This is a genomic window from Streptomyces sp. Qhu_M48 (genome assembly GCF_051305195.1).
In the GTDB taxonomy this organism is placed as follows: Bacteria; Actinomycetota; Actinomycetes; order Streptomycetales; family Streptomycetaceae; genus Streptomyces.
In genome coordinates, this window is record NZ_CP195432.1 from 3,166,304 (window position 1) to 3,192,279 (window position 25,976).

General features: G+C 74.4%; 18 protein-coding genes. 9 read left to right on the forward strand and 9 right to left on the reverse strand.

The window, feature by feature from the left end:
- The first annotated feature begins 253 nt into the window (after nucleotides 1-253).
- From ACRRSS_RS14520 to ACRRSS_RS14540, 5 genes are all read left to right on the forward strand, one after another.
- Nucleotides 254-1,015 (forward strand): IclR family transcriptional regulator, encoded by a 762-nt coding sequence (locus ACRRSS_RS14520; protein WP_435971624.1) that lies wholly within the window; start codon nucleotides 254-256, stop codon nucleotides 1,013-1,015.
- Nucleotides 1,016-1,060: 45 nt separating this feature from the next.
- Nucleotides 1,061-1,390, forward strand: a complete 330-nt coding sequence (locus ACRRSS_RS14525; RefSeq protein ID WP_435971625.1) for a putative quinol monooxygenase — start codon at nucleotides 1,061-1,063, stop codon at nucleotides 1,388-1,390.
- A 92-nt stretch (nucleotides 1,391-1,482) separates the two neighbouring features.
- A complete protein-coding gene (locus tag ACRRSS_RS14530) occupies nucleotides 1,483-2,517 on the forward strand; it encodes a LacI family DNA-binding transcriptional regulator (RefSeq protein WP_435971626.1) in 1,035 nt (344 codons plus the stop codon).
- A 305-nt stretch (nucleotides 2,518-2,822) separates the two neighbouring features.
- Entirely contained in the window at nucleotides 2,823-7,409 is a 4,587-nt protein-coding gene (locus ACRRSS_RS14535) for an aminotransferase class I/II-fold pyridoxal phosphate-dependent enzyme (protein WP_435971627.1), read from the forward strand.
- The gene (locus tag ACRRSS_RS14540; RefSeq protein WP_435971628.1) at nucleotides 7,409-8,203 is read left to right on the forward strand and encodes a class I SAM-dependent methyltransferase; all 795 of its coding nucleotides are present in this window, start codon (nucleotides 7,409-7,411) and stop codon (nucleotides 8,201-8,203) included. Before ACRRSS_RS14535 ends, ACRRSS_RS14540 begins: the two co-directional genes overlap by 1 nt.
- A gap of 39 nt (nucleotides 8,204-8,242) precedes the next feature.
- On the opposite strand, the gene ACRRSS_RS14545 is transcribed toward ACRRSS_RS14540, so the two are convergent.
- From ACRRSS_RS14545 to ACRRSS_RS14585, 9 genes are all read right to left on the reverse strand, one after another.
- On the reverse strand, nucleotides 8,243-9,517 hold the full coding sequence (locus tag ACRRSS_RS14545; RefSeq protein WP_435971629.1) for a beta-galactosidase: 1,275 nt from the start codon (nucleotides 9,515-9,517) through the stop codon (nucleotides 8,243-8,245).
- Nucleotides 9,514-10,605, reverse strand: a complete 1,092-nt coding sequence (locus ACRRSS_RS14550) for a glycosyltransferase family 4 protein (protein WP_435971630.1) — start codon at nucleotides 10,603-10,605, stop codon at nucleotides 9,514-9,516. The genes ACRRSS_RS14545 and ACRRSS_RS14550 overlap by 4 nt, the downstream gene beginning before the upstream one ends.
- Complete coding sequence (locus tag ACRRSS_RS14555; protein WP_435971631.1) at nucleotides 10,592-12,238, reverse strand: ArnT family glycosyltransferase; 1,647 nt, start codon at nucleotides 12,236-12,238, stop codon at nucleotides 10,592-10,594. Before ACRRSS_RS14555 ends, ACRRSS_RS14550 begins: the two co-directional genes overlap by 14 nt.
- Nucleotides 12,235-13,101, reverse strand: a complete 867-nt coding sequence (locus tag ACRRSS_RS14560; RefSeq protein ID WP_435971632.1) for a PIG-L deacetylase family protein — start codon at nucleotides 13,099-13,101, stop codon at nucleotides 12,235-12,237. The genes ACRRSS_RS14555 and ACRRSS_RS14560 overlap by 4 nt, the downstream gene beginning before the upstream one ends.
- Entirely contained in the window at nucleotides 13,083-14,912 is a 1,830-nt protein-coding gene (locus tag ACRRSS_RS14565) for a glycosyltransferase family 4 protein (protein ID WP_435971633.1), read from the reverse strand. The genes ACRRSS_RS14560 and ACRRSS_RS14565 overlap by 19 nt, the downstream gene beginning before the upstream one ends.
- Nucleotides 14,909-16,450, reverse strand: a complete 1,542-nt coding sequence (locus tag ACRRSS_RS14570; RefSeq protein ID WP_435971634.1) for a lipopolysaccharide biosynthesis protein — start codon at nucleotides 16,448-16,450, stop codon at nucleotides 14,909-14,911. The genes ACRRSS_RS14565 and ACRRSS_RS14570 overlap by 4 nt, the downstream gene beginning before the upstream one ends.
- The gene (locus ACRRSS_RS14575; RefSeq protein ID WP_435971635.1) at nucleotides 16,447-17,895 is read right to left on the reverse strand and encodes a glycosyltransferase family 4 protein; all 1,449 of its coding nucleotides are present in this window, start codon (nucleotides 17,893-17,895) and stop codon (nucleotides 16,447-16,449) included. The genes ACRRSS_RS14570 and ACRRSS_RS14575 overlap by 4 nt, the downstream gene beginning before the upstream one ends.
- Nucleotides 17,892-18,641: a glycosyltransferase gene (locus ACRRSS_RS14580; RefSeq protein WP_435971636.1), complete on the reverse strand. Its 750-nt coding sequence runs from the start codon at nucleotides 18,639-18,641 to the stop codon at nucleotides 17,892-17,894. The genes ACRRSS_RS14575 and ACRRSS_RS14580 overlap by 4 nt, the downstream gene beginning before the upstream one ends.
- A 536-nt stretch (nucleotides 18,642-19,177) precedes the next feature.
- A complete protein-coding gene (locus tag ACRRSS_RS14585; RefSeq protein WP_435971637.1) occupies nucleotides 19,178-19,966 on the reverse strand; it encodes a glycosyltransferase family 2 protein in 789 nt (262 codons plus the stop codon).
- A gap of 269 nt (nucleotides 19,967-20,235) precedes the next feature.
- Here ACRRSS_RS14585 and ACRRSS_RS14590 point away from each other — a divergent pair, with 269 nt between their 5' ends.
- The 4 genes from ACRRSS_RS14590 to ACRRSS_RS14605 all read left to right on the forward strand — a co-directional run bounded on the left by ACRRSS_RS14590 (nucleotide 20,236) and on the right by ACRRSS_RS14605 (nucleotide 25,940).
- A complete protein-coding gene (locus ACRRSS_RS14590) occupies nucleotides 20,236-22,077 on the forward strand; it encodes a glycoside hydrolase family 15 protein (protein ID WP_435971638.1) in 1,842 nt (613 codons plus the stop codon).
- 139 nt (nucleotides 22,078-22,216) lie between these two features.
- Complete coding sequence (locus ACRRSS_RS14595) at nucleotides 22,217-23,287, forward strand: phosphatase PAP2 family protein (protein ID WP_435971639.1); 1,071 nt, start codon at nucleotides 22,217-22,219, stop codon at nucleotides 23,285-23,287.
- Between the two features lie 45 nt (nucleotides 23,288-23,332).
- Nucleotides 23,333-25,552, forward strand: a complete 2,220-nt coding sequence (locus tag ACRRSS_RS14600; protein WP_435971640.1) for an NADP-dependent isocitrate dehydrogenase — start codon at nucleotides 23,333-23,335, stop codon at nucleotides 25,550-25,552.
- A gap of 97 nt (nucleotides 25,553-25,649) precedes the next feature.
- A complete protein-coding gene (locus ACRRSS_RS14605) occupies nucleotides 25,650-25,940 on the forward strand; it encodes a hypothetical protein (RefSeq protein ID WP_435971641.1) in 291 nt (96 codons plus the stop codon).
- The last annotated feature ends 36 nt before the right edge of the window (nucleotides 25,941-25,976 follow it).

Sequence of the window (25,976 nt, forward strand, 5' to 3'; positions counted from 1 at the left end):
GCACATAAGACCGTTCTGACCTGCGAAGTTACGCAGGGGAGCGAGGTAGCGACGGAACGTGGCCCGGATGTCGGCGCGAGGCGCTCGCCCCCGCTCCGCCCGTCCGTCCGCGGTTACCACGAGGCGCTCGTCCCCGTCCCGTCCGTCCGCGGCTTCCACGAGGCGCTCGCCCCCGTCCCGCCCGGCCGTCCGCGCCTACCGCGAGGCGCTCGCCCCCCGTCCCGTCCGTCCGGCCGCGGCCTAAGCTGGACCGATGCCTGCCCCGTCACCGAGTCCCGGGCCCCAGTCCGTCGACCGGGCCCTCGCCGTCCTCGACGCCGTCGCCGACGCCGACCGGCCCGTCGGGGCGAAGGCGCTGGCCCGCCGGCTCGGCTGCGCCCTCTCGACCGTCTACCACGTCACCGGGCCCCTGCTCGCGCGCGGTTATCTCGTCCGTACGGCCGACGGGTACGCCCCCGGCCCCCGCGTCCCGGCCCTGCACCGCTCCCACCAGCGCCACCACGGGCTCGGCGCCGGCACCGGCGAACTCCTCGGCCGGCTCCGGCGGGCCACGGGCGCGGAGGCGTACCACACGGCCTACCGCGACGGCCTGATCACCGTGGTCGACACCACCGCTCCCGTCACCGACGCCGCCCACCCCTTCGCGCCGGGCCCGGAGGACCGCGCCCACGCGACCGCCCACGGCAAGGCGCTGCTCGCCGCGCTGCCACGCCCCCTCCGCCGTCGCTATCTGGCCGAGCACGGGATGGCCCGCTTCACCGAGCGCACGATCACCGGCGCCGAACGCTTCGAGGCGGAGGCCGCCCGGGTGCGCGCCCAGGGCTTCGCCGTGTCGGTGGGCGAGGCGGACCTCGCGTACACCTGTCTCGCCGTGACGCTGCCCGAGCGCGGCGACGGCATCGTGCACGCCCTCTCCGTCTCGCTGCCGACCGCCGGCTTCGGACGGCGGCAGGGGGAGATCCGGGCCGCGCTCACCCGGGCCGTACCGGAGTTTCCGGCCCTGCCGGAATCCTGAACCGACCGGCTGGCGGCGCTCGGCGGGCGGCCGCAGGCTGGAGGCATGATCTTCATCGCCGTCCGTTTCACCGCCCGCCCCGACCACGCCGACCGCTGGCTCGACCTGGTCGCCGACTTCACCGAGGCCACCCGCGCGGAGCCCGGCAACCTCTTCTTCGACTGGTCCCGCGGCGTCGACGACCCGAACGTCTTCGTCCTCCTGGAGGCCTTCGCCGACGCCGACGCGGGCGCCGCCCACGTCTCCTCCCCCCACTTCGCGGCCGGACTCGCGGCCATGGCCGGAGCCATCGCCACCACCCCCGAGATCATCAACGTCGAGGTCCCGCAGCAGGGCTGGGGCGCCATGGCGGAGCTCTCCCCGACCGACGCCTGAGCCCCTTCCGGCACCCCGGGCCGCCGCCGTCCCGCCTGATAGGTTCGCTCGCACACGCAGGCGGGGCTGCGGCCCGAGGGGAGAAGCGGCACATGGCGGCGAGCGGGCGGCAGACCGGCAGGCCCACCCTTGAGGAGGTCGCGGCCAGGGCCGGAGTCGGCCGCGGCACGGTCTCCCGGGTCATCAACGGCTCCCCCCGTGTGAGCGAACAGGCCAAGGCCGCCGTCGAACGGGCCGTCGCCGAACTCGGCTACGTACCCAACCGGGCCGCCCGCGCCCTGGCCGGCAGCCGGACCGACGCCGTCGCCCTGGTCATCCCGGAGACCGAGGCCCGGCTCTTCGCCGAGCCCTACTTCCTCGACATCATCCGCGGCGTCAGCGGTGAACTCGCCGACGCAGACAAGCAGTTGCTGCTCACCCTGATCCGCAGCGACCAGGAACGCCAGCGCTTCGAGCAGTACCTCGCCGCCCAGCGCGTCGACGGCGTCCTCCTGGTCTCCGTGCACGGCGCCGACCCGCTGCCCGACCAGGTCCGCGCCCTCGGCCTGCCCGCCGTCCTCAACGGCCGCCGCACCGAGGACGAGCGCGTCGCCTTCGTCGACTCCGACAACACCGGCGCCGGTCGGACCGCCGTCGCCCACCTCGCCGAGCGCGGCCGCCGCGCGATCGCCACCATCACCGGTCCGCTCGACATGTACGTGGCCCGCTGCCGCCTCGACGGCTACCGCGAGGGCCTGACGGAGGCCGGGCTCGCCGCCGACGACGCGCTCGTCGCGAACGGCGACTTCACCGAGGAGGGCGGGCGGCTGGCCATGCGCCGCCTCCTCGACCGCAGGCCGGACCTGGACGCCGTCTTCGCGGCCTCCGACGTCATGGCCGCGGGCGCGCGCGGCGCGCTGCGCGAGGCGGGCCGCCGGGTCCCCGAGGACGTGGCCCTCGTCGGCGTCGACGACTCGGCCGTCGCCCGGCACATGGACCCGCCGCTGACGAGCGTCCGCCAGCCCATCGAGGAGATGGGCCGCACCATGGCCCGCCTGCTCCTCCAGGAGATCGCCGCACCGAGCGGACCGGACGAGCAGCCCCGCCGCGTCCTCCCGACGGAACTGGTGGTCCGCGCCTCCTCCTGACGCACCCTCCCGCGCGGGCGCGCCCTCCTGGCCCGCTCTCCCGCGGCGCTCTCCTGACGCCCTCCCGCCCGGGCGCGCCCCTCCCGCCCCGTTCTCCCGCGGCGCTCTCCTGACGCACCCTCCCGCGCGGGCGCGCCCTCCTGGCCCGCTCCCCGCGGAGCTCTCCCTGACGCACGCTCCGGCCCCACCCCGGGCGCCGAGATGCAGCCCCACCACCCGCCCCGGAGAATGGACACCGTACGGGGTCCGTATCCGAGACCAGGGCGCTCCCGACGGCGTCCGACCCGCCAAGGGGGCGGTCGTCGATGTCGCTGCGCCAGCCGAACCGGCCGCTCACCGCGACCGGGGCCCTGCGCCGGTGGACCTGGCTGTACCTCCTCATCGTGACCCTCCTGACGGTCGCCTACCTGCTCTTCCCCGAGCGGCACACCGTCCTGTGGGCTCTCGTCGGGCTCGGCGGCGTCGCCGCCATCCTCGTCGGCGTCCGTCTGCACAAGCCCTCCCGGCGCTGGCCCTGGCTGGTGCTCGCCGCCGCCAACCTCGCCTTCGTGGGCGGCGACACCGCCTACAACGCGCTGGAGGCCTTCTTCGGCCAGACCCGGCCCTTCCCGTCCGTCGCCGACGCCCTGTACCTCGTCACCTACCCGCTGTTCGCCCTCGGCCTGTTCGGCTTCATCCGCTACCGGGCCGTCGGCCGCGACCTCGGCGTCGTCCTCGACGCGCTGATCCTCACCTCGGGCCTCGCCCTGCTCTCCTGGGTCAACCTCATCACCCCGCTCGCCAGGAGCGAGGACATGAGCTGGACCGAGAAGGCCATCTCCATCGCGTATCCCCTCGGCGACGTCCTGATGCTCGCGATGCTGGCCCGGCTCCTCGTCCCCGGCGGCCTGCGCTCGCGGTCCGTGCAGCTCCTCACCCTGGGCACCTGCGGCATCCTCGCCTCGGACGTCATCTACGGCACCCTCCAGCTCAACGGCACCTGGCAGGTCGGCACCCCCTGGGACCTGGGCTGGGTCGTCTTCTTCACCGCCTGGGGCCTCGCCGCGCTCCACCCCTCGATGACCGGGCTCACCGAACGCGCCCCCGAACCCGCCCCCCGCGTCGCGGAGCGGCGTCTCGCCCTGCTCGCCGGCGCCTCGCTCGTCGCCCCCGCCCTGCTGCTGTTCCAGTCGCTGCGCCACGACCGGGACCAGGACATCGCCGTCATCGCGATCTTCTCGGCGCTGATGTTCCTGCTCGTCCTCGCCCGGCTCTGGGGCATGATGAACGACCACGGCAAGGCCGAGGCGCGCGAACGCAGCCTCCGGATCGCCGCCGCCTCCCTCGTCGCCGCGCTGAGCCCCCGCGAGGTCGCCGGAGCCGTCGAGACGGCGTCCGCGACCCTCTTCGGCCCCGGCACCGGCCACCGGGTCCTCCTCCTCACCCGGGACCGCGCCGGCGGCCTCGACGCCGTGGCCACTCCGAGCCACCCCTGGAGCTGCCGCACCGACGAACTGACCCGGCCCACCGCGAGCGAGCCGCTCCGCCGCACCACCGGTGCGACCGGGAACCCCGAGGGGCCGGGCGGACGCCCCGCCGGCGAGCCGCCCGACGGGCCCCCGGAGGCCGCGTGGCCCGAGACGATCGCGAACGGCAGCCGGCTCCTCCCCGTGGCCCGGCTCGACCCCGCCGTCGCCGCGGAGGTCGCGCCCGAACCGTTCGCCCTGCTCTGCCCCCTGGAGCTGCAGGCCCCGACGGGAGGCGAACCCCTGCTCGGCGTGCTGCTCCTGGCCGGCTCGGAGAAGAAGCTCGCCGAGATCTCGGGCTCCGCCCAGTCGCTGGCCTCGCAGGCCGCCATGGCACTCGAACGCTTCGCGCTCAGCGAGGAGGTCAACCGCCGGACCAGCGAGGCCTACTTCCGTACCCTCGTGCACAACACGTCGGACGTGATCCTCATCGTCGACGACGACGACACCGTCCGCTACGCCAGCCCCTCCACCGAGTCCATGTTCGGCCGCTCCCTGCGCCCCGGCACCCCGCTCACCGACCTCGTCGCCCCCGCCGACACGGCCTCCGCGCTGCGGGTCCTCGCCGACGCGCGGACCCGCCCCGCCGTCGACGCCCGCGCCGACTGGAAACTCGTCCACGCCGGCTCCGTCGACCTGGAGGTCGAGGTCCGGTGCAGCAACCTGCGGGACGAGCACACCGTGCACGGACTCGTCCTCACCCTCCGTGACGTCACCGAACAGCGGAAACTGGAACGGGAGCTGACCCACCGGGCGTTCCACGACTCGCTCACCGGACTCCCCAACCGCGTCCTCCTCCTCGAACGGGTCGAGCGCGCCCTGCTCAGGGGCCGCCGCGAATCCACCCTGACCTGCATGCTCTTCGTCGACCTCGACGACTTCAAGGTCGTCAACGACACCATGGGGCACTCGGTGGGCGACGAACTCCTCGTCGCCGTCGCCCGGCGCCTCACCTCCGTCCTGCGGCTCTCCGACACCGCCGCCCGGCTCGGCGGCGACGAGTTCGCCGTCCTCATCGAGGGGGCACGGGAACCCCGCGACGCCGAGGCCCTGGCGGCGGAGATCGTGCACACCCTCAGCCAGCCCTTCCACCTCACCGACGGAGCGGTCTCCGTGTCGACCAGCGTCGGCGTCGCGACCGTCCTCGACAGCGCCCACGCCGAGGAACTCCTCGGCCACGCCGACCTCGCCCTGTACGCGGCCAAGGCCGCCGGCAAGAAGCGGTGGCGGCTCTTCCACCCAGAGTTCCACTCCCGGCTCGTCGCCCGCCACGAACTCCAGGCGGGCATGGACACCGCCATCGCCGACCACGCGTTCGCCCTGCGCTACCAGCCCATCGTGGAGGTGCGCGACGGGGCCCCGGCCGGACTCGAAGCGCTCATCCGATGGCCCCACGCCCGCCGCGGCATGGTCCCGCCGGACCAGTTCATCGCCCTCGCCGAGGAGAGCGGCCACATCATGCCGCTCGGCGCCTGGGTCCTCGAACACGCCGCGCTCGACATCGCCCGCTGGCAGCGCGCCCGCCCCGACCGGACCCCGCTGTACGCCAGCGTCAACGTCTCCGCGCGCCAGTTCCGCGACCCCGGGTTCCTCGAAGGCGTCCGGCGTACCCTCCGCTCCTCCGGGCTCGCCCCCGGCTCGCTGGTCCTGGAACTCACGGAGTCCGTCCTGATGCGCAGGGACGCCCAGATCAGGACCACCATGGCGGCCCTCAAGGAGCTGGGCGTCTCCATCGCCATCGACGACTTCGGCACCGGGTTCTCCTCGCTCAGCTACCTCCGCGAGTTCCCCATCGACGTCCTCAAGGTCGACAAGTCGTTCATCGACAACATCACCACCGACCCCCAGCAGGTGGCGCTGGTGGAAGGCATCGTGCGCATCGCCGACGTCCTCGGCCTCCAGGTCGTCGCCGAGGGCATCGAACACGAGGAACAGCGGGCGCTCCTCGCCGACATGGGCTGCCGGTACGGCCAGGGGTACCTCTTCGCCCGCCCCATGACCTCCCACCAGACCGACTCCTACCTGCACCGTGCCGCGCACTCCGACGGGCGTCCGGCGGCCGGACCGGTCGCGGGTCCCGCCGTCCGCCCCGCCGTCCGCCCGGCGGCCAGGGCGGGGCGCCCGCCGCGCGCCTCCCGCTGGCGCGACCTCGAACACCTCCACCGGACCAGCCGCATGTGCGACGCCGTCATCGACGAGATCGACGGCCGCCGCATCCGGGTCGGCGACGACTGGCTCATCGACTTCGCCTCCTGCAACTACCTGGGCCTCGACCTCGACCCGACGGTCATCGACGCCATCGACCCCGCGGTCAGACGGTGGGGCACCCACCCCAGCTGGTCCCGGCTCATCGGCAGCCCCCGGCTCTACCCCCGCATCGAGGAGCGCCTCACCGAACTCCTCGGCGCCCCCGACACCCTGCTGCTGCCCACCATCACCCTCATCCACCAGTCGGTGATCCCGCTCCTCGCCGGCACCGGACAGGTCTTCGTCGAGGCACAGGCCCACCGCACCGTGTACGACGGTTGCGTCGCCGCCCGCGCCCAGGGCGCCGAGATGCACCGCTTCCACGCCGACCGGCCCGACGAGCTGTCGGCGCTGCTGCGCGGCGCGCCCGGCGACGCGCCCCGGCTCGTCTGCATGGACGGCGTCAACAGCATGACCGGCAACTTCCCCGACCTGCCCGCCCTCCACGCGGTCTGCCGGGAGAACGGCGCCCTGCTGTACGTCGACGACGCCCACGGCTTCGGCGTCATCGGGGAACGCCGCCCCGGGGAGAGCAGCCCCTACGGCGCGCGCGGCAACAGCATCGTCCGCCACCTCGGCGAGACCTACGACGACCTGGTCCTGGTCGGCGGCTTCTCCAAGGCCTTCTCCTCGCTGCTCGCCTTCCTCGCCGTCCCGAAGTGGCTCAAGGACCACCTCAAGGTGGCGGCGGCCCCCTACCTCTACTCCGGCCCCTCCCCGACGGCCTCCCTCGCCACCGCGCTCGCCGGACTCGACGTCAACGAGGTGCGCGGGGAAGAGATCCGGGCGGACCTGTACCGCAAGACGGCCCGGGTCCTCGACCACGTGCGCGGCCTGGGCATCTCCACCCCGAACACCGACGGCCTGCCGATCGTCGAGATCCCCCTCGGCGCGTCCGACGACCTCGACCGGGTCGCCGCCTACCTCTGGGACCACGGCATCTACGTGACGCTCGCCGCCTACCCGCTCGTCCCGCGCGACCGGGTCGGCTTCCGCGTCCAGGTCACCGCCGCCAACACCGACGGGGAGATCGAGGAACTCTGCGAGGCCCTCACGGGGCTCGCCGCCCGTTTCCCCCTGCAGCCCGCGGACACCGAACACCCCGGCACCGTCGCCGCCGGCCGGACCCCGGAGACGTGATGGACCGGCCTGAACCGTCCCGGGCGGGAGCGACCCGGGCGCGCCGCAACCGGGACGCCGACTGGAACGCCTGGCCCGTCGCCGACTACCTCGCCGAGAACTACCGCCGCCTCCACCCCCTCGACATCGGCGTCATCCGCCACCACGCCGCCGTCTACCGGGGCTACGCCCCCGGCACCCTGGCCCGCACGCTCGAACTGGGCGCGGGACCCAACCTCTACCCGCTGATGCAGGCGGGCGCCGCGAGCCGCCGGATCGACGCGCTCGAACCGGGCGCCGCCTGCGTCCGCTACCTCCGCCACCAGCTCGAAGCGGGCCCCGACGCCAGCTGGCGCCCCTTCTACACCCTGTGCCGCTCCCTCGACCCCGCTCTCCCCGAGAGCTGTACGGAGGCGCTCCGCCCGGTGCGGGTCGTCCCGGGTACCGCCGCGGACCTGGTCCCCGGCGGCTACGACCTCGCCTCGATGAACTTCGTCGCCGAGAGCGTCACCGAGGATTTCGGCGAGTTCGCCGCCCTCTGCGCCGCCTTCGTCGGCGCGGTCCGGCCCGGTGGCCGGCTCCTCGCCGCGTTCATGGAGCGCATGCCGAGCTACCGCATCGGCGAGGGGCCGGTCTGGCCCGCGTGCCCGGTCGACGAGGGCACCCTGCGAGCCGTCTTCGCCCCCCGCACCACCGGCCTGCGGATCACCCGGGTCGCGAAGGACCGGACCCTGCCCGAGTACGGGGACTCCGGCGTCCTGCTCCTCACCGCCGAACGGCCGTGCACCCCCGCACCGGCACCTCCACAGGCCTGACGACGATCGGGCCCGGCGGCGATCAGGCCCGACGGCGGATCAGGGGTGACGGCGGATCGTCTCCGCGTACTCCGCGAGCGAGGAACCTGGCGTCCCGTCGTACAGGTTCCGGTCGAAGGCCCACAGCATGCCCTCCAGACCGCAGGACGCCATCTGACGGAACGCCCGCTCCGTCACCCCCGGGCCGTACGGGTGGACCTGCGGTCCCGCGCTCTCCCCGGTGAGCACGGTGAAGCCCTCGCTCCGGGCCACCGCCGCCACCCACCGCGGCGAGGACCACGCGCGCACCACCGCGTCGACCGGGGCCGTGACGTCCACCGCCGCGTCCCCGGACGCGCAGCCGTTGTCACGGGGCCGGCCCGTCCCGTCCACCAGGGCCGTGGTGACGATCCGGACGGTGTCCCGGTGCTCGACCAGACCGAGCGTCAGGAAGAAGCCCGCGCCGCGCCCGACGAGCCGGACCGACGGCCCCCCGACCAGACCGCTGCCGAGGGCCGCCCGCAGGTCCGAGGGGTAGAAACCGGCCCCCGGCACCAGGACCTTGAGCGCGCCCTCGTACCCGAGCGAGGTGTAGAGGCCGAGCTGCCAGTTCACCGCCCCGGCCAGCTCCCCGACGTACCAGTCGTACCAGTCGGCGACCTGCTCCCGGGTGAACGGCCTCCCGTGGTAGGTGCTCTCACCGGGCCGCCAGCCCGGGTAGGGGCTGCTCGCCTGGGCGTGCCGGTCGTACGCCCAGAACTCGCCCGGCCCGCCCTCCTCCGACACGGGCGCCGGGTACGTGAACTCGCCGCTCTCGCTGACCCCGACCCGGATCGCCCAGAAGTTCTCCAGCCCCACCAGCCGGTCCACGGCCGCCACGTAGTCGGCGACCCGCTCGCGGACGGGCTCGCTGAACACCAGGTTCGGCGCGGCCGTGGACTCCTCGTCGAACTGGTTCACGAAGACCGAGTCCGGATAGGTCTCGGCGAGCCAGGGAGGCGGGTCGTTGAGACCGATCCCCGCCTCGACCCGCAGCCCCGCGTCACGGAAGACGCCGATCCGGTCCCGTACCTCGCCCGCGTACTCCTCGTCGTACCGGCCCCGTTCCGGCTCGAACCGGCCCCAGTCGAGCTCCATGTGGGCCACCCGGACGCCGTGCTCGTACTCCGTCGCCGCCCGGTCCGGATCGGTCTGGAGCGTGCCGTACCAGTACGGCTCCGGGCCCGGCTCCTCCTGCCCCGGCGCCGCGAACGCCCCCACGAGCAGCAGGAGCACCGCGAGCACCGCCGGCACGGCCGGCCCGCCCCGGCGTCCACGCCACCCCCGCGCCGTCATGACAGCAACTCCCGGTAGAGCGCCGAGTAACGGGCCGCGAACCGCTCCGGACCGTAGTGGTCCTCGACCAGCGCCCGCCCCCGCTCGGCGAGCACGTCCCAGGACCGCGGCCGGTCCAGCAGCCACGCCAGCTGCTGCCCGGTGCGGCGCGCGTCGCCCGCCGGGGCCCGGAGCACCGCGTGACCGAAGTCGGCGAACTGGGGGAGGTCGCTGAGGATCGCGGGCCGCCCCGAGGCCAGCGACTGGAGCACGGTGAACGGGACGGACGCCTTGGCGCCGAGGACGGCCGGTGCGAACAGCAGCACATGGGCCGAGGCGAGCAGGGCACGCATGTCCTCCACGTACCCCCGCACCTCGACGTCGGTGAGACCCGCCGCACCGGCCCGCTCCCGGAGCGCCTCGTCGAGCGTGGCCCTGTCCTGTCCCGGGCGGCCGCGCATCGCGAGCACCAGCCGGAACCTGGCCCCTTCCCGCAGGGCCTCCGCCGCCGCGTCGATCGCCGTCTCCGCCCCGCCGTCCGGATGGTGGTGCCCCGCGAAGAGGACCACCGGGAACCCCTCGGGGCGCGGCAGGTACGGCCACTCGTCGAGGGCGATCATGGGCGGGACGACCCGTACGTCCCCGAAGCCCGCGGCCCGCAGCCGCCGCGCCATCGACTCGGACAGGGCGACCGTCGTCCCCAGCGGACGGGCGCGCGCCAGGTCCCGGCCGTCCCTCACCCCGGCCACCGTGTGGAGGACCGGGTGGCCCCCGAGCAGCAGCGGGCGGAGCCACGAGTAGGCCGGGAAACCCCGGCCCACGGTCAGGATGGCGTGGACGAGATCGACCCGGCGGGCGAACACGGCCCCGGCGAGGGCGGCCTGCACCCTCCCCGTGACGTGGGGCGTCCCGGTGCCGGAGAGGACGCGGACGGGACGCCCGCGCCCGCCCGTGCGCTGCCGCGCCCCGTACCGCGGGGTGAACCAGACGAAGTCCGCGCCGGGCAGGACGGCGAGGACGTCGGCGGCGAGCCGCACGTCACAGCCGTCCGCCCCGTCCAGCGGACCGCCGGTCAGGACCAGGACGCGGGGACGCTCAGCGCGGGGCATCGCGGACCTCCGCGGCCGGCGGTCCCGGCGCGGGAGCGAGCGGCCCGATCACACCGGAGCCGGGTACCAGGACCGGGGCCGGGGCGGGGCCGGAGGGCGACGGCAGCCGGTAGAGGGCCAGCGTGCCGTACATGGGCCCGTGGAAGGTGAACACCGGCCGCATACCGTCGGTCAGCCGCTCCACCTCGGCGAGCGGGAAGCGCCCGTACCCCTGCTCGATCACCCGCCAGGGCACGATCAGGTAGGTCGCGTTCCGCTCCGGCCACTCCGCGGGCGTCACCCACGGCCCCATCCGGTAGGAGTCGTCGAGCGTCCACTCGCTGACCCCCCGGGTCTGCTGCCCGTCGACCGTGACGATCCCGCTCCCCGCCGGCACGTGCGTGAGCAGATACGCCCGCAGCCGCTCGAAGCCGTCGTCGGGCGTCCACCGGTCCCGGGCGTACACCGCGGCGGGCGCGGCGAGGACCGCCACGAGGACGCCGACCGCCATCAGGCGCCTGCCGCGCCGGTGCCGGGACGGCATCGGGAAGGTGACGGCCAGCGCCACCAGGTTCGGCACGAACAGCAGGTAAAGGGCCTGCTCCTCCAGGGTTCCCAGGCTCAGCGCGTACAGCAGCGTGAGGATCGCGGAGGCGTGGAAGAGCGTCAGCAGCCGGTACACCGGCTCCCCGCGGCGCAGCAGCAGCCACAGCGCCACCGGGGTCAGGGCGAGGAGCAGGTAGGTGCCCGCGTAGCCCGAGAGCTCCGCCAGGATCCGGCCCCAGAGCGAGGGCGTGCCCTCGGCGTTGAAGCCGGTCTCCTGTACGAGTCCGAGGAGCCGCCGCACCCCCTGTGTCTTCGCCTCCCAGAAGGCCTCGAAGTGCCCGAGGACGGCCACCAGGGCCACGTACACGGCGTACGAGAGGACCGTCACCGCGGTCGTCAGGGCCAGCAGCCGCCGGGGCGGTCCCCAGCCCAGGAGCAGGGCGGCCAGGAGTGGCACCACGGTGATCAGGACGGCGTGGTCCTTGGTCAGGATCGCCAGACCCAGGAAGAGGCCGGCGAGCACCGCCCGGGACCGCGGCCGCGCGGGCGGATCGGACCGGGCGAGCCCCACCAGGACCAGGTAGCCGGCGAGCACCCACATCATCGTCGCGGTCTCCAGGAGCACGCGGTCGTTCTGCCGGATGCAGTACTGGTCCAGGGCGAACAGCACCCCGGCGACCGCGCCCGCGCCGACCGAGCGCACCCGGGCGACGAGGACGACGACGAGGGCCGCGGTCACACCGGCCAGGAGCACGTTGAGCACCCGCGCCGAGTGGACGCCCGCGATGACGTCCGCGTGCTCCCCGACCAGCTTCGCCCAGCCGGCCTCCAGGTAGAACAGGCCGGGCGGGTGGAGGAAGAACAGCCCCTCGTCGGTGCGGGGGAAGCCGCCCGCGGCGGCGCTGACCCCGAGCTTCCAGTAGATCGGCTCGTCGATGAACAGGTCGCCGGCCCGGTCGATCCGCACCAGGCGCAGCGTCACCGTGAGGAGCGCGGCCAGCGCCGCGCAGACCACGAGGGGCGCGGGGCGGTACCTCCGGCGCGGGCGCGGCGGAGGCGCCTCAGGCTCGGGGGCGTGCGGCGCGTCGAGAGTGCGGGGGAGGGTCACGGCGTACCCCCGCGGGTCCGGACCCCGGCGCCGCGCGGACGCTCCCGCACCCGGGGTACGGCCCCGGTCTCCGGCAGCAGGTACACCTCGGGGGCGCGCGGGACGTGGCCCCCGGGGAACAGGGCGTCGGCCTGCGTCCGGTACTCCCGGACCAGCTCGGCCTTCCGGTCGAGGCCGCGCTCCCAGGCGCGGGCCACCAGCCGGTGCCGACGGGTGAACCCCGCGTCGGCGGCGGCACGCTGGTTGTACGGGAAGTCGCTGTAGTACACGATCCGGCGCCCGCTCAGTTCGGCGGCGGTGCGGACCAGGACGTGGTCGGCGTGCCCGCCCACGCCCAGGGGCGCGAGCAGCACCCCGCCGGAGCGGGCGGGCAGCAGCGCGTCCAGGGTCTCCCCGACCGCGCGCAGGGTGTCGGCGTCGTGCGCGGACACCCGTCCCCGGGACAGGTGGAGCCGGTACGTCGGATACACATGGGCGACTTCGGGCAGCAGCCGGGCGAGCCGCTCCGTACCCGGGCCGGCCCGCGGCAGCCGCCGGAACAGTCCGTCGACCAGGCCGACATGGCGTGAGCCGACCTCCAGCAGCTCCAGGACCCGACGGTCCTCGGCCCGTCGTTCGGCGAACAGCTCCTCGGCGTCGCCGGCGTGGGTCTGCTTCAGGTACTGCCGGGCGGAGAGGGTGTACGGCGGCGGCGCGGCCTCCGTGAACAGCGTGGCGACCGTCACCGGGGCCCGCCGCCCCGCCCAGCCGAGCAGCCCGCCGCAGGACAGGACGGCGTCGTCCAGGTGCGGCGAGAGCACGAGGATCGGGACGCCGGAGCCGACGAGGGTCCGGACGAAGTCGGTCAGCGGGTCGTCAGCCATGACGCACCCCTCTTCCTCCTCGGCCGCCGTGCGGAGGCGGGCGTGTCCAGGATGCGGTGGGCCAGGCGCAGATAGCGGCCCGTCATCTCGTCCCACGTGTAGTGCCGGGCGGCGTGCCCGGCCCGCCGCCCCAGGCGGCGGCGGAGCGCCGGGTCGGTGGCGAGCGCGGTCATCCGCTCCCCGAACGCCACCGTGTCGAAGGGCGGCACGGCCACGTCCCCGCCGTCGCGCATCCACCGCAGGGCGGGCAGGTCGAAGTGGAGGACGGGCTTGCCGTACGTCATCCCTTCCAGGGCCACCAGACCGAAGGTCTCGTGGCGGGACGGCATCACCAGGAACGCGCTGTCGCGCAGGAGCTGCCGCTTGCGCTCCTCCCCGGCGTACCCCACCCAGTGGATCCGCGGCCGCGGCCCCGGGGCGCGGGAGGCGACGAGCGCGGCGAGCCGGCGTTCCTCGGCGGGGGTGCCGGAGCCCGCCAGCACCAGATCCATCGGCGGCGCGGCCCGCTCGTACGCGTCGAGCAGCAGGTCCAGGCCCTTGACCCAGGTGTCGATCCGCCCCAGGAACAGGATGAACCGCCCGGCCCCGAGCGTGGTCTCGTCGAGGAGGCGCTGCTCGACCCCGTTGGAGATCACCTGCACCTCGGCGCGGGGGCTGAGCCGCCCGACCGCCGCGCCGTCGGCGGCGTTCATCACCACGAGGTGCCGGTAGCAGCGCAGCCCGAGCCGCTCCACCAGGAAGAAGGGGATGTGGTAGCGCCGCCACAGGGCCTCGGCGCCGCGCCCCTGGTCGATGCCGACGACGGGGGCGCCGGTCGTCAGGGGCAGGAAGCTCGTCGAGAACGGGGGAGTGAAGCTCTCCAGCCACAGGTCGTGCCGGATCCGGCCGGCCACGAACGGCAGCAGCGTCAGGAACAGCAGCTGCCCGGCGCGCGGTCCGGCCCGGCAGACCGGCAGCCGGACGTACCGGATGCCGTCGCGGACCTCGCTTCCGCCGCTCCGGCCCGCCGTCACGACGGTCACCCGGAAGTCCTCGGCGAGCCGGCGGGCCACCTTGCCGATGACCACGGCGCCGCCGCCCCGGTAGGCGGGGTTCTCCGCGTCGTCGTAGATGGAGACCACCACGTGCCGCCGCCGCCCCGTGCCCCCGGGCTCCTCGCGTACCGCGCGGGACCGTTCCCGCTCCCGCACCGTGTCGTGGATCCGTTCCAGGGCATCCGCCGCGACCAGCGACGGCGGCCGCGCTCCGTCGAGCCGGGTGATCCGAGGCAGCCGCCGCGACCAGCTCCGGTAGCGGGTCGCCGAGACGGCCCGCGGACCCGCCGCGTCCGCCCGGCCCCGACGGGCGCCGGGCCCGCTCTCCACGAGCAGGGTCGAGCCGTAGCGGTCGGCGATCCGGCGGAAGACCGACGCCGCGGCCGAACCGGCCGGCGGGTCGAACGTCACCAGGCCGTCCAGCGGCCCCCGGTCCGTCAGGACCACCGCCTCCCCGCCCCGCGCCCGCGCCAGCAGCCCGGCCGCCGCCACGCGGGCCGCGAGCTCGCCCGCGTCGAGGAACGCGTGGGCCCGGCGCGGCCACGCGCCCCGCCGCCCGCGATCCGTCGCGCGCCGCGCCCCCACGTCTCCGGCCGCTTCCCCCGCCGCCGATGGAACGGGGAACCGGCGGCACAGGAAGCAGCCGCCGCCGTGGACCGGGACGACCGTGTGCCCGCGCGCGCGGAGCAGCGTCGTGAGCCGGCCGGCCAGCGAGGAGGTGACGGCGCCCTCGGGTCCGGACACGGCGACCAGGAGCGGGCCTCGTGGAGTCGTCATGGCGTCCGCCTCCGCGGTCTCCTGGCCGGTGCGCCCCCGGCCGGTTCCGGCCGAGCGGGAGCGGGACCCCGGACGGGCGGGCCGGAGCCCGCGTCCGGGGGCGACTCGTCGGTGTCCTCCCGGGGCTCGGGGACGGGGGAGCCGTGCCGGCCGAAGAACCGCCCCAGCGCGACGACCGTCACGGTCAGCGCGGCGGCGAACCAGACGTAGGTGTAGGGCCGGAGCAGCGCGAGGCCCGCGGCCAGCGCGAGCAGCGGCAGCACCACGCGGCCGAACGGCCGCTCCGCGACCCCGAATCCGTGCCGACGGGCGTGCCGGACGGACAGCAGGGCCAGCGCGGTGACCGTCCCGCACAGCCCGCCGATCGCCATGCCGAGCACGCTGCCGACGGCCCAGCCGGTCGCCAGCCCGGTCGCGTACAGGGCGAGCCCGGCGAGGAGCGTCCGCCGGCATCCGTAGTCGTCCACCGCCTGCGCGAAGGTCACGAGGAGGGCGAGGGCGCCGAGCGCCAGGCCCGCCGCCGCCGTACAGGCCAGGAGCGTGGCGACCATGGTGTACCCCGGCGGGAAGACCACGGCGAGCAGCGCGCCGGGCGTCGTCGCCACCACCACCGTCAGGGGCAGCGCCACGGTGAGGTACATCCGCAGCGCGCTCGCCGTCAGCGGATCACCCGCCCGCCGCCGCGACAGCGCGGGCAGGAAGGCGATCGAGACGGCCCCGGCGAGGAAGAGCGGGACCCGGCCGAGCATCACCGCGGCCTGGTAACTGGCAGCCGCCGCACGGTCGGTGGGGAGCATGGCGACGAGGACGATGTCCGTCGCGGCGAGCAGCGCCACGATGCCCTGGAGCGAGGCGACGCCGACCGCGCGCCGCCACAGCTCCCGGTCGGCGCCGACCGACCGCCACGGGCGGCGCGTACCGCCGCGGTACCGGCGCGGCAGGAAGAGGAAGTACGGCAGGACGGCGATCGCGAAGGCCGCCAGGGCGCCCGTCGCGCCGAGTCCGAGCTCCCGGACGAGGAACAGGCCCACACCGAACTTGAGGGCGGCCTCCACGGCGGTGAGGACCGCCAGGGTCCGCAGCCGCTCGCTGCCCTGGAGCCACCCGGGGGAGACCCGGGTGACGTAGATGGCCAGGGTGCCGCCGGCGATCACGAACGTCGTCACCGCGCCCGCGAACTCCATGGCCACACAGCCCACGGCGACGGCCGCGACGGTACCGCCCGCGATCGCCGTGACGACGGCGAAGCGAACCGCCTCGGCGCGCTCGGTGTCCGAACCGGCCCGGGCCAGGGCCTGCGCGAGCATCCAGGGCACGGTGACCACGGCCACGGCCGCGGTGCACACGATGAGCCCCTGCCCGGCGGCGAACGTGGCGTACTCGGAGACGTCGAGGAGACGCGTGAGGATCAGCGTGTACGCGTAGTTCAGGGCGCCGACCACCACCACGGCGGTCCCGATCCAGCGCGCGCCGTGCACGGCCGTGACCTCGTCCTGGAGGACGGGCGGCCGCTCCACGGCCTGCTCGGCGGAGGTCACGGCCGCCCCCCGGGGGCGGAGCCGTCGCCCGGCTCCGCCGTACCCAGCAGGACGTCGTGGGCGCGCGCCAGGACGATGTCGGCCTCGGCGACGTCCAGTCGGCGCAGCGCGCTGAGCGCCCGCACCTCGTCGCAGCCGTGGAGCAGCAGCCGGAACGCGTCGCCGCTGCGGTGCCAGATGTCGGTCTGCCGCAGCGAGGTCCGCACCGCGCGCTCGGTGGTGTCCGGGTCGGGGGAGGTGAAGCGGGTGACGACGGACAGGTCGGACGCCGAGCGGCGGGAGCGGCGGTGCCGGTGGATGCGCTGGAGGTCCTCGACGACGACCCGGGCGAGCCGTTCGGCGCTGGCGTCCCAGGAGAAGGCCGCGGCCCAGGTGCGGCAGCGGTCCGCGGCGAGCGCCCGCGCCGCCGGCGTGGACAGCGCGTCGAGGGCCGAGGCGATGCCGGTCGCCAGATCCGCGTCCGGGTCGAGGAGCCACCCGTTGACGCCCGGCCGGATCGCGTCCCGCAGCCCGGGCACGTCGAAGGCGAGGGCGGGGGTGCCCACGGCGTTCGCCTCGATGACCGCGAGCCCCCAGCCCTCGGCGACGGACGGCACGACCGTCAGCCACGCCCGGTGGAACAGCTCCTGGCGGCGCTCCTCGGTGACGTACCCGTGGAACGCGACGGCGGACCCGATGCCCAGCGTGGCGGCGAGCTTCCGCAGCGCGTCGGCCTCCGGCCCGTCCCCGCAGAGGTCCACCCGCAGCTCCGGCAGGCGCCGCAGCAGCGCGGGAACGGCCCGCAGGATCAGGTCGACCCGCTTCTGCGGCACCAGCCGGCTGACCACGGTGAGCGCCGGGACGGCGGAACGCCGCCCGGCGGGGGCGGCCGGCGCGGAGCTCGGGCGCCCGTTCGGCACGATGTGGATCGGGTTGCCGAAGCCGAGTTCGCGGCGGGTGCCCTCACGGGTGGACGGCGACACGACCACCACCGGCCGCCCCCGGTAGACGCGCCGGCTGGCCTGCTTCTCCAGGACCCGCCCCACGGCGTTCATCGGCCACCGGAACCGGGTGTCGAACTGGCGCTGGTGGACGTGGTGGATCACGCAGATGTCCGCGGTCCACCGGGGCGTGAAGAGCGGCGAGAAGAACGGGATCCCGTTCTGGAAGTCGACGACGGCGTCGTACCCGTGACGGTGGCGCAGCAGGTGCGCCGCGGCGGCCGCGTACACGCCGAAGGTGCCGCCGGCGCGCACGATCCGGATCCCGTCGCGGTACTCCCGGGCACGCGAGCCGGGGTACCGCGACGAGACGAGGGTGACATGGGCTCCGGCCGCGACGAACCGCCGCGCGATCTCCCAGCAGTACGCCTCCGCTCCGCCCGCGTCGGGGTGGGTCGGGTCGCGCCAGTTGAGGAAGGCGAGGTCGGTACGGGCGAGCCGGTCGAGAGCGGTCACGGAGATCACCGGGCCAGGGAGATGCGCAGGAGGTCGGCCATCGAGCGCAGTCCGTCGCGCCGTGCCGAGAAGGTCGAACCGGGAACGTCGTGCCAGACCACCGGCACCTCCACGACGTCCCGCCCGGCCCGCACCACACGGGCCAGCAGTTCGACGTCGAAGGCGAAGCCGTCGATGTGACAGTCACGCACGATCGTCTGGGCGAGCGGACCGGAGAAGAACTTGAACCCGCACTGGGTGTCCGCGACTCCGGGCAGCGACAGGTGCGCCAGTGTCCGGAAGAGCAGACCGCCGCCGCGCCGCAGCGCCGACTGCTCCACGTCCAGGTGTGCGCCGGGTGCGTGACGCGAGGCGATGACGGCGCCGTGCCCGGCCCGGAGCAGCACCATCACCCGGTCCAGGGTCTCGACGGGCGTGGCGTTGTCGGCGTCCGCGAAGCCGATGAAGCGGGCCGAGGAGGTCTCGATGCCGCGCCGGACCGCCGCGCCCTTGCCCTGGTCGCTGCAGCCGATGGCGTGGACCGGGACCGGGGAGTCGGCGAAGCGCTCCAGGACGTCGAGGGTGCCGTCGGCGCTGTTGTTGTCGACCACGACGACCGCCGAGGACCAGGGCCGTCCGGCCAGGTAGTCGACCGTGGCGGCCACCGTCGACGGCAGCCGGCGCCGCTCGTTGAAGGCCGGGATGAGCAGTTCCAGTTCCACCGGCGGTCGGACGAGCCGGCGGGGGAGCGGTGCGTGCGCGCGTGCGGCGGTCATCACGCCTCGCCTCCTCGGGGGAAGGCGCGGGGCGCGGGGCGCGCGGGCGCGTGGGGGATCGGTGCGGGGGTGGGGACCGGCCGGGCCGCGCGGTCACAGCGGGACCGGATCCCCCGCACCGGTCGTTCGGGACCGGCCGGTTCGGAGGATCCGGCCGGACCCGCTGGGCCGCCGGAGCCGCGGCTGCGGCGGGTGGCGCGTGTGCGGCCGGCCCGGCCGCGCCGCCGGCGCGCGCCGCCGTGCGGCCTGCTCGACCGGCTCCGGGACGGGGCGACGGCGGCCGTGATCCGGTCGGACGTCCGGCGGGCCGGGTGGGCGGCCGGGCGGTGGGGTGAACGGCGCCGGGCGTCGGCGAGGGGCCAGTCGGTCACCCGGCGCAGAGGATGCGCCACGGATGCCTCCGGCGTTCGGTTGTGAGGGGTGGAGGTCACGATGAGCCTCTTCCGGCAACCGACCCTGCCGAGGATGTGCGCTCAGGGTCTACTTTGTCCTGAAATGATGCTTATTCCAGCGCTATCACCCTTGTGGGTATGGCGTCAAGCGGAGGGGGTGCGGGCGTCGCGCCGGGGGAGCGGGCGGTGTGCGAGCCGGGACAGGGCGTTGTGGGGCCGCTCGTCGAGCAGGGTGCCGAGGATGCGGACTCCGTCACGGACCGTGCGGGGATGCGACGGGTCGTGACGCCGGGGCAGTTCGAGACTCGGCACCTCGGCGACGCGCAGCCCGTAGTGCAGCGCGTGCGTGACGAGCTCGGCCCCGAGTTCGACGCCGTCCTCGCGCAGGTCGAGAAGGTCCACGAAGGAACGGCGGAACGCGCAGAACCCGTACCAGAGGTCGGTCAGGTGCTGGCCGTAGAGCTGTCGCGCGACCCGCAGCAGGGCGCGGTGCCCGAGCCGCCGCGAAAGCGGATAGTCGGCGAAATCACCGCCCGCGATGAAACGCGAGCCCTTGACGAAGTCGTAACCGCTCTCCAGATAGTGCAGGTAATGCGGGATCTCGTGCGGCGACATGGTGCCGTCGGCGTTCATCAGCACGATCAGATCGCCGGTCGCGGCGCGCAGACCCGCGTGCGGGATGTCACCCCGGGAGGCGTCCCACGGGCCGAGCCCGCGGACGGTGAGCCCCGAGCGTGCCCGCCGGTCTCCGGCCGGCCCGCCGGTCAGGACCACCTCCCGCACGCTCGACGGCACTTGGTCGAGGAGCGGGTCGAGCGCGGGTCCGGGGTCGCCGCCGTCGGGGCGGACCGTCAGGACGAGACTCACCGTCCGCGTGCCGGGACCGGGCGCGTGGTCGGTCGACCGGCGCAGGGGGTGTGCGTCACTGCTCATCCGTACGGCCTTCCGCGCGGCGGACCCGCGTTCTCCAGAATGACCCGCGTTCTCCACGATCCTGCGTGGCGGAGATCCCGTCAAGAAAAGGGGAAGGGTATGCGGCAACCCGCGAAACGAAGCGCCGGTCGATCACGGAACGAGCCGCCGATCGATCACCTGCGCGTGGCCGAGCGGTGACGGGTGAATTCCTGACGGGATTTCGATCGGGCCCCGCCGAAACGACAGCCGATTCGGCAAGGGAATGCCGTAAGGCATACAATCCGGTCATGGCAGGGCGAATTGAAGACTACGCCCTCGTCGGTGACCTGGAGACAGCCGCGCTCGTGGGGACCGACGGGTCCGTCGACTGGTGGTGCGCGCCGCGCTTCGACTCGCCCGCCTGCCTCGCGGCTCTCCTCGGCGATCCGGGCCACGGCCGCTGGCTCCTGGCACCCGTGGGAGGAGTCCGTTGCGCGCGCCGGAGTTACCGGGGCGACACGCTCGTCCTCGACACCGTCTGGGACTCCCTCGGCGGCACCGTGAGGGTCACCGACTTCATGCCCCCGCGCTCGCCGAGCGAGGACGCCCCTCGCATCGTCCGCGTGGTCGAGGGGATCGCCGGACGGGTCGACGTCCGGGGCGAGTTGAGGGTCCGCTTCCACCACGGCAGCATCGTGCCCTGGACCCGCTCGATCGACCGCCGCACCGTCGCCTGGGTCGCCGGACCCGACGCCGCCTACCTCTCCTGCGGGCCCGGCGTCGAACCCGTCGTCACCCCGGACCGCACCACCGTCGACTTCACCGTCACGGCGGGACGGCGGGTCGCGTTCGTCCTCGGCTGGCGCCCCTCGCACAACCCCGCGCCTCCCACCGCCTCGCCCGCCGGGATCGAAGCCGCCCTCACCCGTACCCTCGCCTTCTGGAACGACTGGTCCGCCTCGCTCCGGTACGAGGGACCCGCGCGCGAGGCCGTGATCCGCTCCCTGCTCACCCTCAAGGCCCTCACCTACGCCCCCACCGGCGGAGTCGTCGCCGCGGCGACGACCTCGCTCCCCGAGTCCATCGGCGGGGAGCGCAACTGGGACTACCGCTTCTGCTGGCTGCGCGACTCCACCTTCACCCTCTCCTGCCTGCTCCGCGGCGGCTACCGCCGGGAGGCGCTCGCCTGGAACGACTGGCTGGTCCGCGCCGTCGCGGGCGACCCCGCCGACCTCCAGCCGCTGTACGGGGTCGAGGGGCAGCGGCGCCTCCCCGAGCGGTACGCCGACTGGCTGCCCGGCTACGAGAACTCACGCCCCGTCAGATTCGGCAACGCGGCCGTCGGCCAGTTCCAGCTCGACATCTACGGCGAGGTGCTCAGCACCGTCTACTCGGCCGTCCGGGCCGGGGTCGCCCTCGACGCCACGGCCTGGGCCCTGGTCGCCTCGCTCCTGGAGTACCTCGGCCAACGCTGGCGGGAACCGGACGAGGGCATCTGGGAGGTCCGGGGCCCGCGCCGCCACTTCGTCCACTCCAAGGTCATGGCCTGGGTCGCCGCCGACCGGGCGGTCCGCCTGGCCCGGGTCGCCGGCCTCCGCGGCTCCCTCCGCCGCTGGCAGGCCCTGCGCCGCGAGATGCGCGCGGAGGTCTGCGCCCAGGGGTGGAGCGAGGAACAGCGTTCGTTCACCCAGTACTACGGCGGCCACGAGGTCGACGCGACCGCCCTGCTGATCCCCCGGCTCGGATTCCTGCCCGCCCACGATCCCCGGGTGCTCGGCACCGTGCGGGCGATGGCCCGGCTCGACGACCACGGCTTCCTGCGCCGCTACGGCGACGTCCGGGACGGCGGCACCCACGGACTCGACGACCTCGGCGGCACCGAGGGGACCTTCCTCGCCTGCACGTTCTGGTACGCCGACGCGCTCGCCCTGACCGGCCGCCGCGACGAGGCCAGGGCCGTCTTCGAGCGGGTCCTCGCCGTCCGCAACGACGTCGGACTCCTCGCCGAGGAGTGGGACCCGGTGGCCGGCCGTCAACTCGGGAACATGCCCCAGGCCCTCAGTCACGTGGCCCTGGTGAACACGGCCTTCACGCTGTACGGGACGCGCCGCCGCGACCGTACGCCTCCGAGGCCCGCCGCGGTGGCCTGAGCCCGGCGGCCGGCTCCGAGCACGGCGGCACCCGCCGGTGAGCGGCCTCGCGGGGCGCGGACACCGCCCGGACTTCCCCGGCGTGTCGTTCGGGTGCGTCCAGCGGGCGAGGCGGCCGCGCCTGGGTTCGAATCGGGACATGGCTTCCTACGACAGGCCTCGCGCGGGCGGCCCCCCGAGGCCGCTGCAGTCCGGTGACACCTGGTGGTACGCCGCCGTGGCAGGCGAGGCCGCGGGATCGTTCAGCACCCGCGTCCGCGTCCGGACCCGGCGCGCCTGCCTCGGGGCCGTCCTCCTGCTCACGGTCGTCTACGCGGGCCTCGTGCTCACCGCGACCGGCCGCCGCTGGGGCGACGCCGCCATGACCGGCCGGCGGGCCGACTCCGCCGCCGTCACCGTCCTCCGCGAGCACCCGTCGCTCGCCGGGTTCACCACCCTCTCCCTGGTCCTCGGCTGCGTCCTCCTCGTCGCTGTCGGCCTGATACGCAAGCGGTACGCCCTCACCGGCTTCGCCGCCGGCGCGGTCGTCACCGCCCTCGCCCTCACCGGACTGCTCCAGCGGTACGCGCCGCGCCCCCGCCTCCTGGACACCGTCGGGCTCGCCCCGAGCGGCTTCCCCAGCGTCCAGACCACCCTCGCCCTGGGCGTCGCCCTCGGACTGGTCCTCGTCGTCCCGTACCGGCTCCGGGGCCTCGTCGTCGGCGCCGCCACCCTCTGGGCCGTCGCCGTCGGCGCGTACACGATCGCGGCCGGGCAGCACCGGCCCGGCGACGTCATCGCCGCCGCACTGGTGGTCCTGGCCGTCCACTGCGGGCTCCTCGCCCTCCTCGCCCGCAAGGGCAAGGTGCGCCCCGGAGCCCGGCGCGGGCCCGCCCTGACCGGCCTCCCGGCGATCGTGCCCCTCGTCCTGGTGGCCGCCGCCGGGCTCGGCGCGGGCCTCTGGCTCCTCGGCGACACCCTCGCCCTGCCCGCCACCGCCCCGTACGACCCGGCCGAGCTCCGACTCGCCCACCGCTGCGGCCAGGCACTCGCCGCGGGTGTGGTCGCCGCCGCCGGGCTCGTCCCGCTCGCCCTGCTGCGCCGCGTCGACGTGGACGGGGCCCCCGCCCCGTACCGGCTCGGCGGACCCTTCGTCGAAGCCGCCGGGGTGCCCCGGGACGACGAGGTCGTGGGGCCCTTTACGGAGGACCTCGATCACGAGATATCTTGATGTCGAGCAATCTCGCATACGCAGACGTGGAGCTGGAGAACCCTGGTGACTGACTCGACCATCATCTACACCCACACTGACGAGGCGCCCGCCCTGGCGACGTACTCGTTCCTGCCCGTGATCCAGGCGTATGCCTCGCAGGCCGGCGTCACGGTCGAGACGCGGGACATCTCCCTCGCGGGCCGCATCATCGCCGTCTTCCCCGAGTTCCTGGAGGAGGGCCAGCGCATCGCCGACGCCCTCTCCGAGCTCGGTGACCTGGCCAAGACGCCCGGCGCCAACATCATCAAGCTGCCGAACGTCTCGGCGTCCATCCCGCAGCTCAAGGCCGCGGTCGCCGAGCTCCAGGCGCAGGGCTACGCCCTCCCGGACTACCCGGACGACCCGAAGACGGACCAGGACAAGGACGTCCGCGCCCGCTACGACAAGATCAAGGGCTCGGCCGTCAACCCGGTCCTGCGCGAGGGCAACTCCGACCGCCGCGCGCCCGGCTCGGTCAAGAACTACGCCAAGGCCCACCCGCACCGCATGGGCGCCTGGACCCCCGAGTCCAAGACGAACGTCGCCACCATGGCCGAGAACGACTTCGCCTCCACGGAGAAGTCCGTCGTCGTCACCGCGGACGACACCCTGCGCTTCGAGTTCACCGCCGCCGACGGCACCACCAGCGAGCTCCGCGAGCCGCTGAAGGTCATCGCCGGCGAGGTCGTCGACGCCGCCGTCATGCGCGCCGCCGCCCTGCGCACCTTCCTGAGCGAGCAGGTCGCCCGGGCCAAGGCCGAGAACGTGCTCTTCTCCGTGCACCTCAAGGCCACGATGATGAAGGTCTCCGACCCGATCGTCTTCGGCCACGTCGTGCGCGCCTTCTTCCCGCAGACCTTCGCCACGTACGGCGAGACGCTGGCGGCCGCCGGCCTCTCCCCGAACGACGGCCTCGGCGGGGTCCTGAAGGGACTGGAGTCCCTCCCGCAGGGCGCGGAGATCAAGGCCTCCTTCGAGGCCGAGCTCGCCGCGGGCCCCGCCCTGGCGATGGTCGACTCCGACAAGGGCATCACCAACCTGCACGTGCCGTCCGACGTCATCGTCGACGCCTCGATGCCCGCCATGATCCGCACCTCCGGCCACATGTGGGGCCCGGACGGCCAGGAGGCCGACACCCTCGCCGTCCTCCCGGACCACAGCTACTCCGGCGTGTACCAGGCCGTCATCGACGACTGCCGCGCCAACGGCGCCTTCGACCCGTCGACCATGGGCTCCGTACCCAACGTCGGCCTCATGGCGCAGAAGGCCGAGGAGTACGGCTCCCACGACAAGACCTTCGAGATGGCGCAGGCCGGCACCGTCCGCCTCGTCGACTCCGCGGGCAACGTCGTCCTGGAGCAGGAGGTCGCCGAAGGCGACATCTTCCGCGCCTGCCAGACCAAGGACCTGCCCATCCAGGACTGGGTCAAGCTCGCTGTCACCCGCGCCCGCGCCACCGGCTCCCCGGCCGTCTTCTGGCTGGACGAGAACCGCGCGCACGACGCCCGGCTCATCGCCAAGGTCAAGGAGTACCTCCCGCAGCACGACACCGAGGGCCTGGACATCAAGATCCTGTCCCCGGTCGAGGCGACGAAGTTCTCCCTGGAGCGCATCCGCCGCGGCGAGGACACCATCTCCGTCACCGGCAACGTCCTCCGCGACTACCTGACCGACCTCTTCCCCATCCTGGAGCTGGGCACCAGCGCCAAGATGCTGTCGGTCGTCCCGCTGATGGCGGGCGGCGGCCTCTTCGAGACCGGCGCCGGCGGCTCCGCCCCGAAGCACGTCCAGCAGCTCGTCAAGGAGAACTACCTCCGCTGGGACAGCCTCGGCGAGTTCTTCGCCCTGGCCGCCAGCTTCGAGCACCTCGCGACCTCCACGGGCAACTCCCGTGCCCAGGTCCTCGCCGACACCCTCGACCGCGCCACCGGCACCTTCCTCAACGAGGACAAGTCGCCGACCCGTCGCCTCGGTGGCATCGACAACCGCGGCAGCCACTTCTACCTGGCCCTGTACTGGGCCCAGGAGCTGGCCGCCCAGACCGAGGACGCCGAGCTGGCCAAGGCCTTCGCGCCGCTGGCCGAGACCCTCGCGGCCAACGAGCGGAAGATCGTCGACGAGCTCGTCGCCGTCCAGGGCTCCCCGGCCGAGATCGGTGGCTACTACCAGCCCGACCCGGCCAAGGCCGCGGCCGTGATGCGCCCGTCCGCCACGTTCAACGAGGCCGTCGCGTCCCTCGCCTGACCCGGTAAGCGCCCCGCGTACCGCCCCGGCCGGAACTCCTCCGGCCGGGGCGGTCCCGTCGGTGGCGCATCCGCCGTTCGGGTGTGAACCTGGATGGATGAGCTGGGCATCTTGGACGACCGCCGGTGTCTACACCGGGCGAGGTGGGGTGCTGACCGTCGAGGCAGGCGTCGTCACGGGCGATGTGACCGTGCACACGACCTGGACCGAGACCGAGGCACGCGTGGCCGTGCAGTACAGCGGCGCATCCGACTGGTTCACCATGTCGGGCAGTCCCGTTCCGTGCGCGTCGGAGGGAGAGAGCCGAGATCTGCACGACGCCGTCGTCGAGGCCGTCCGGGAGGGGAACGGGGCCACGGTCCCGAGGCTTCCCGTACCACCCGTGTAGCTTCCGTACCACCCGTGTAAAAGTGTTATCCCTCCC

Coding starts and splice junctions, on each gene's coding strand:
- ACRRSS_RS14520 (WP_435971624.1), top strand. CDS start 254: ATGCCTGCCCCGTCACCGAGTCCCGGGCCCCAGTCCGTCGACCGGGCC.
- ACRRSS_RS14525 (WP_435971625.1), top strand. CDS start 1,061: ATGATCTTCATCGCCGTCCGTTTCACCGCCCGCCCCGACCACGCCGAC.
- ACRRSS_RS14530 (WP_435971626.1), top strand. CDS start 1,483: ATGGCGGCGAGCGGGCGGCAGACCGGCAGGCCCACCCTTGAGGAGGTC.
- ACRRSS_RS14535 (WP_435971627.1), top strand. CDS start 2,823: ATGTCGCTGCGCCAGCCGAACCGGCCGCTCACCGCGACCGGGGCCCTG.
- ACRRSS_RS14540 (WP_435971628.1), top strand. CDS start 7,409: ATGGACCGGCCTGAACCGTCCCGGGCGGGAGCGACCCGGGCGCGCCGC.
- ACRRSS_RS14545 (WP_435971629.1), bottom strand. CDS start 9,517: ATGACGGCGCGGGGGTGGCGTGGACGCCGGGGCGGGCCGGCCGTGCCG.
- ACRRSS_RS14550 (WP_435971630.1), bottom strand. CDS start 10,605: ATGCCCCGCGCTGAGCGTCCCCGCGTCCTGGTCCTGACCGGCGGTCCG.
- ACRRSS_RS14560 (WP_435971632.1), bottom strand. CDS start 13,101: ATGGCTGACGACCCGCTGACCGACTTCGTCCGGACCCTCGTCGGCTCC.
- ACRRSS_RS14565 (WP_435971633.1), bottom strand. CDS start 14,912: ATGACGACTCCACGAGGCCCGCTCCTGGTCGCCGTGTCCGGACCCGAG.
- ACRRSS_RS14580 (WP_435971636.1), bottom strand. CDS start 18,641: ATGACCGCCGCACGCGCGCACGCACCGCTCCCCCGCCGGCTCGTCCGA.
- ACRRSS_RS14585 (WP_435971637.1), bottom strand. CDS start 19,966: ATGAGCAGTGACGCACACCCCCTGCGCCGGTCGACCGACCACGCGCCC.
- ACRRSS_RS14590 (WP_435971638.1), top strand. CDS start 20,236: ATGGCAGGGCGAATTGAAGACTACGCCCTCGTCGGTGACCTGGAGACA.
- ACRRSS_RS14595 (WP_435971639.1), top strand. CDS start 22,217: ATGGCTTCCTACGACAGGCCTCGCGCGGGCGGCCCCCCGAGGCCGCTG.
- ACRRSS_RS14605 (WP_435971641.1), top strand. CDS start 25,650: ATGAGCTGGGCATCTTGGACGACCGCCGGTGTCTACACCGGGCGAGGT.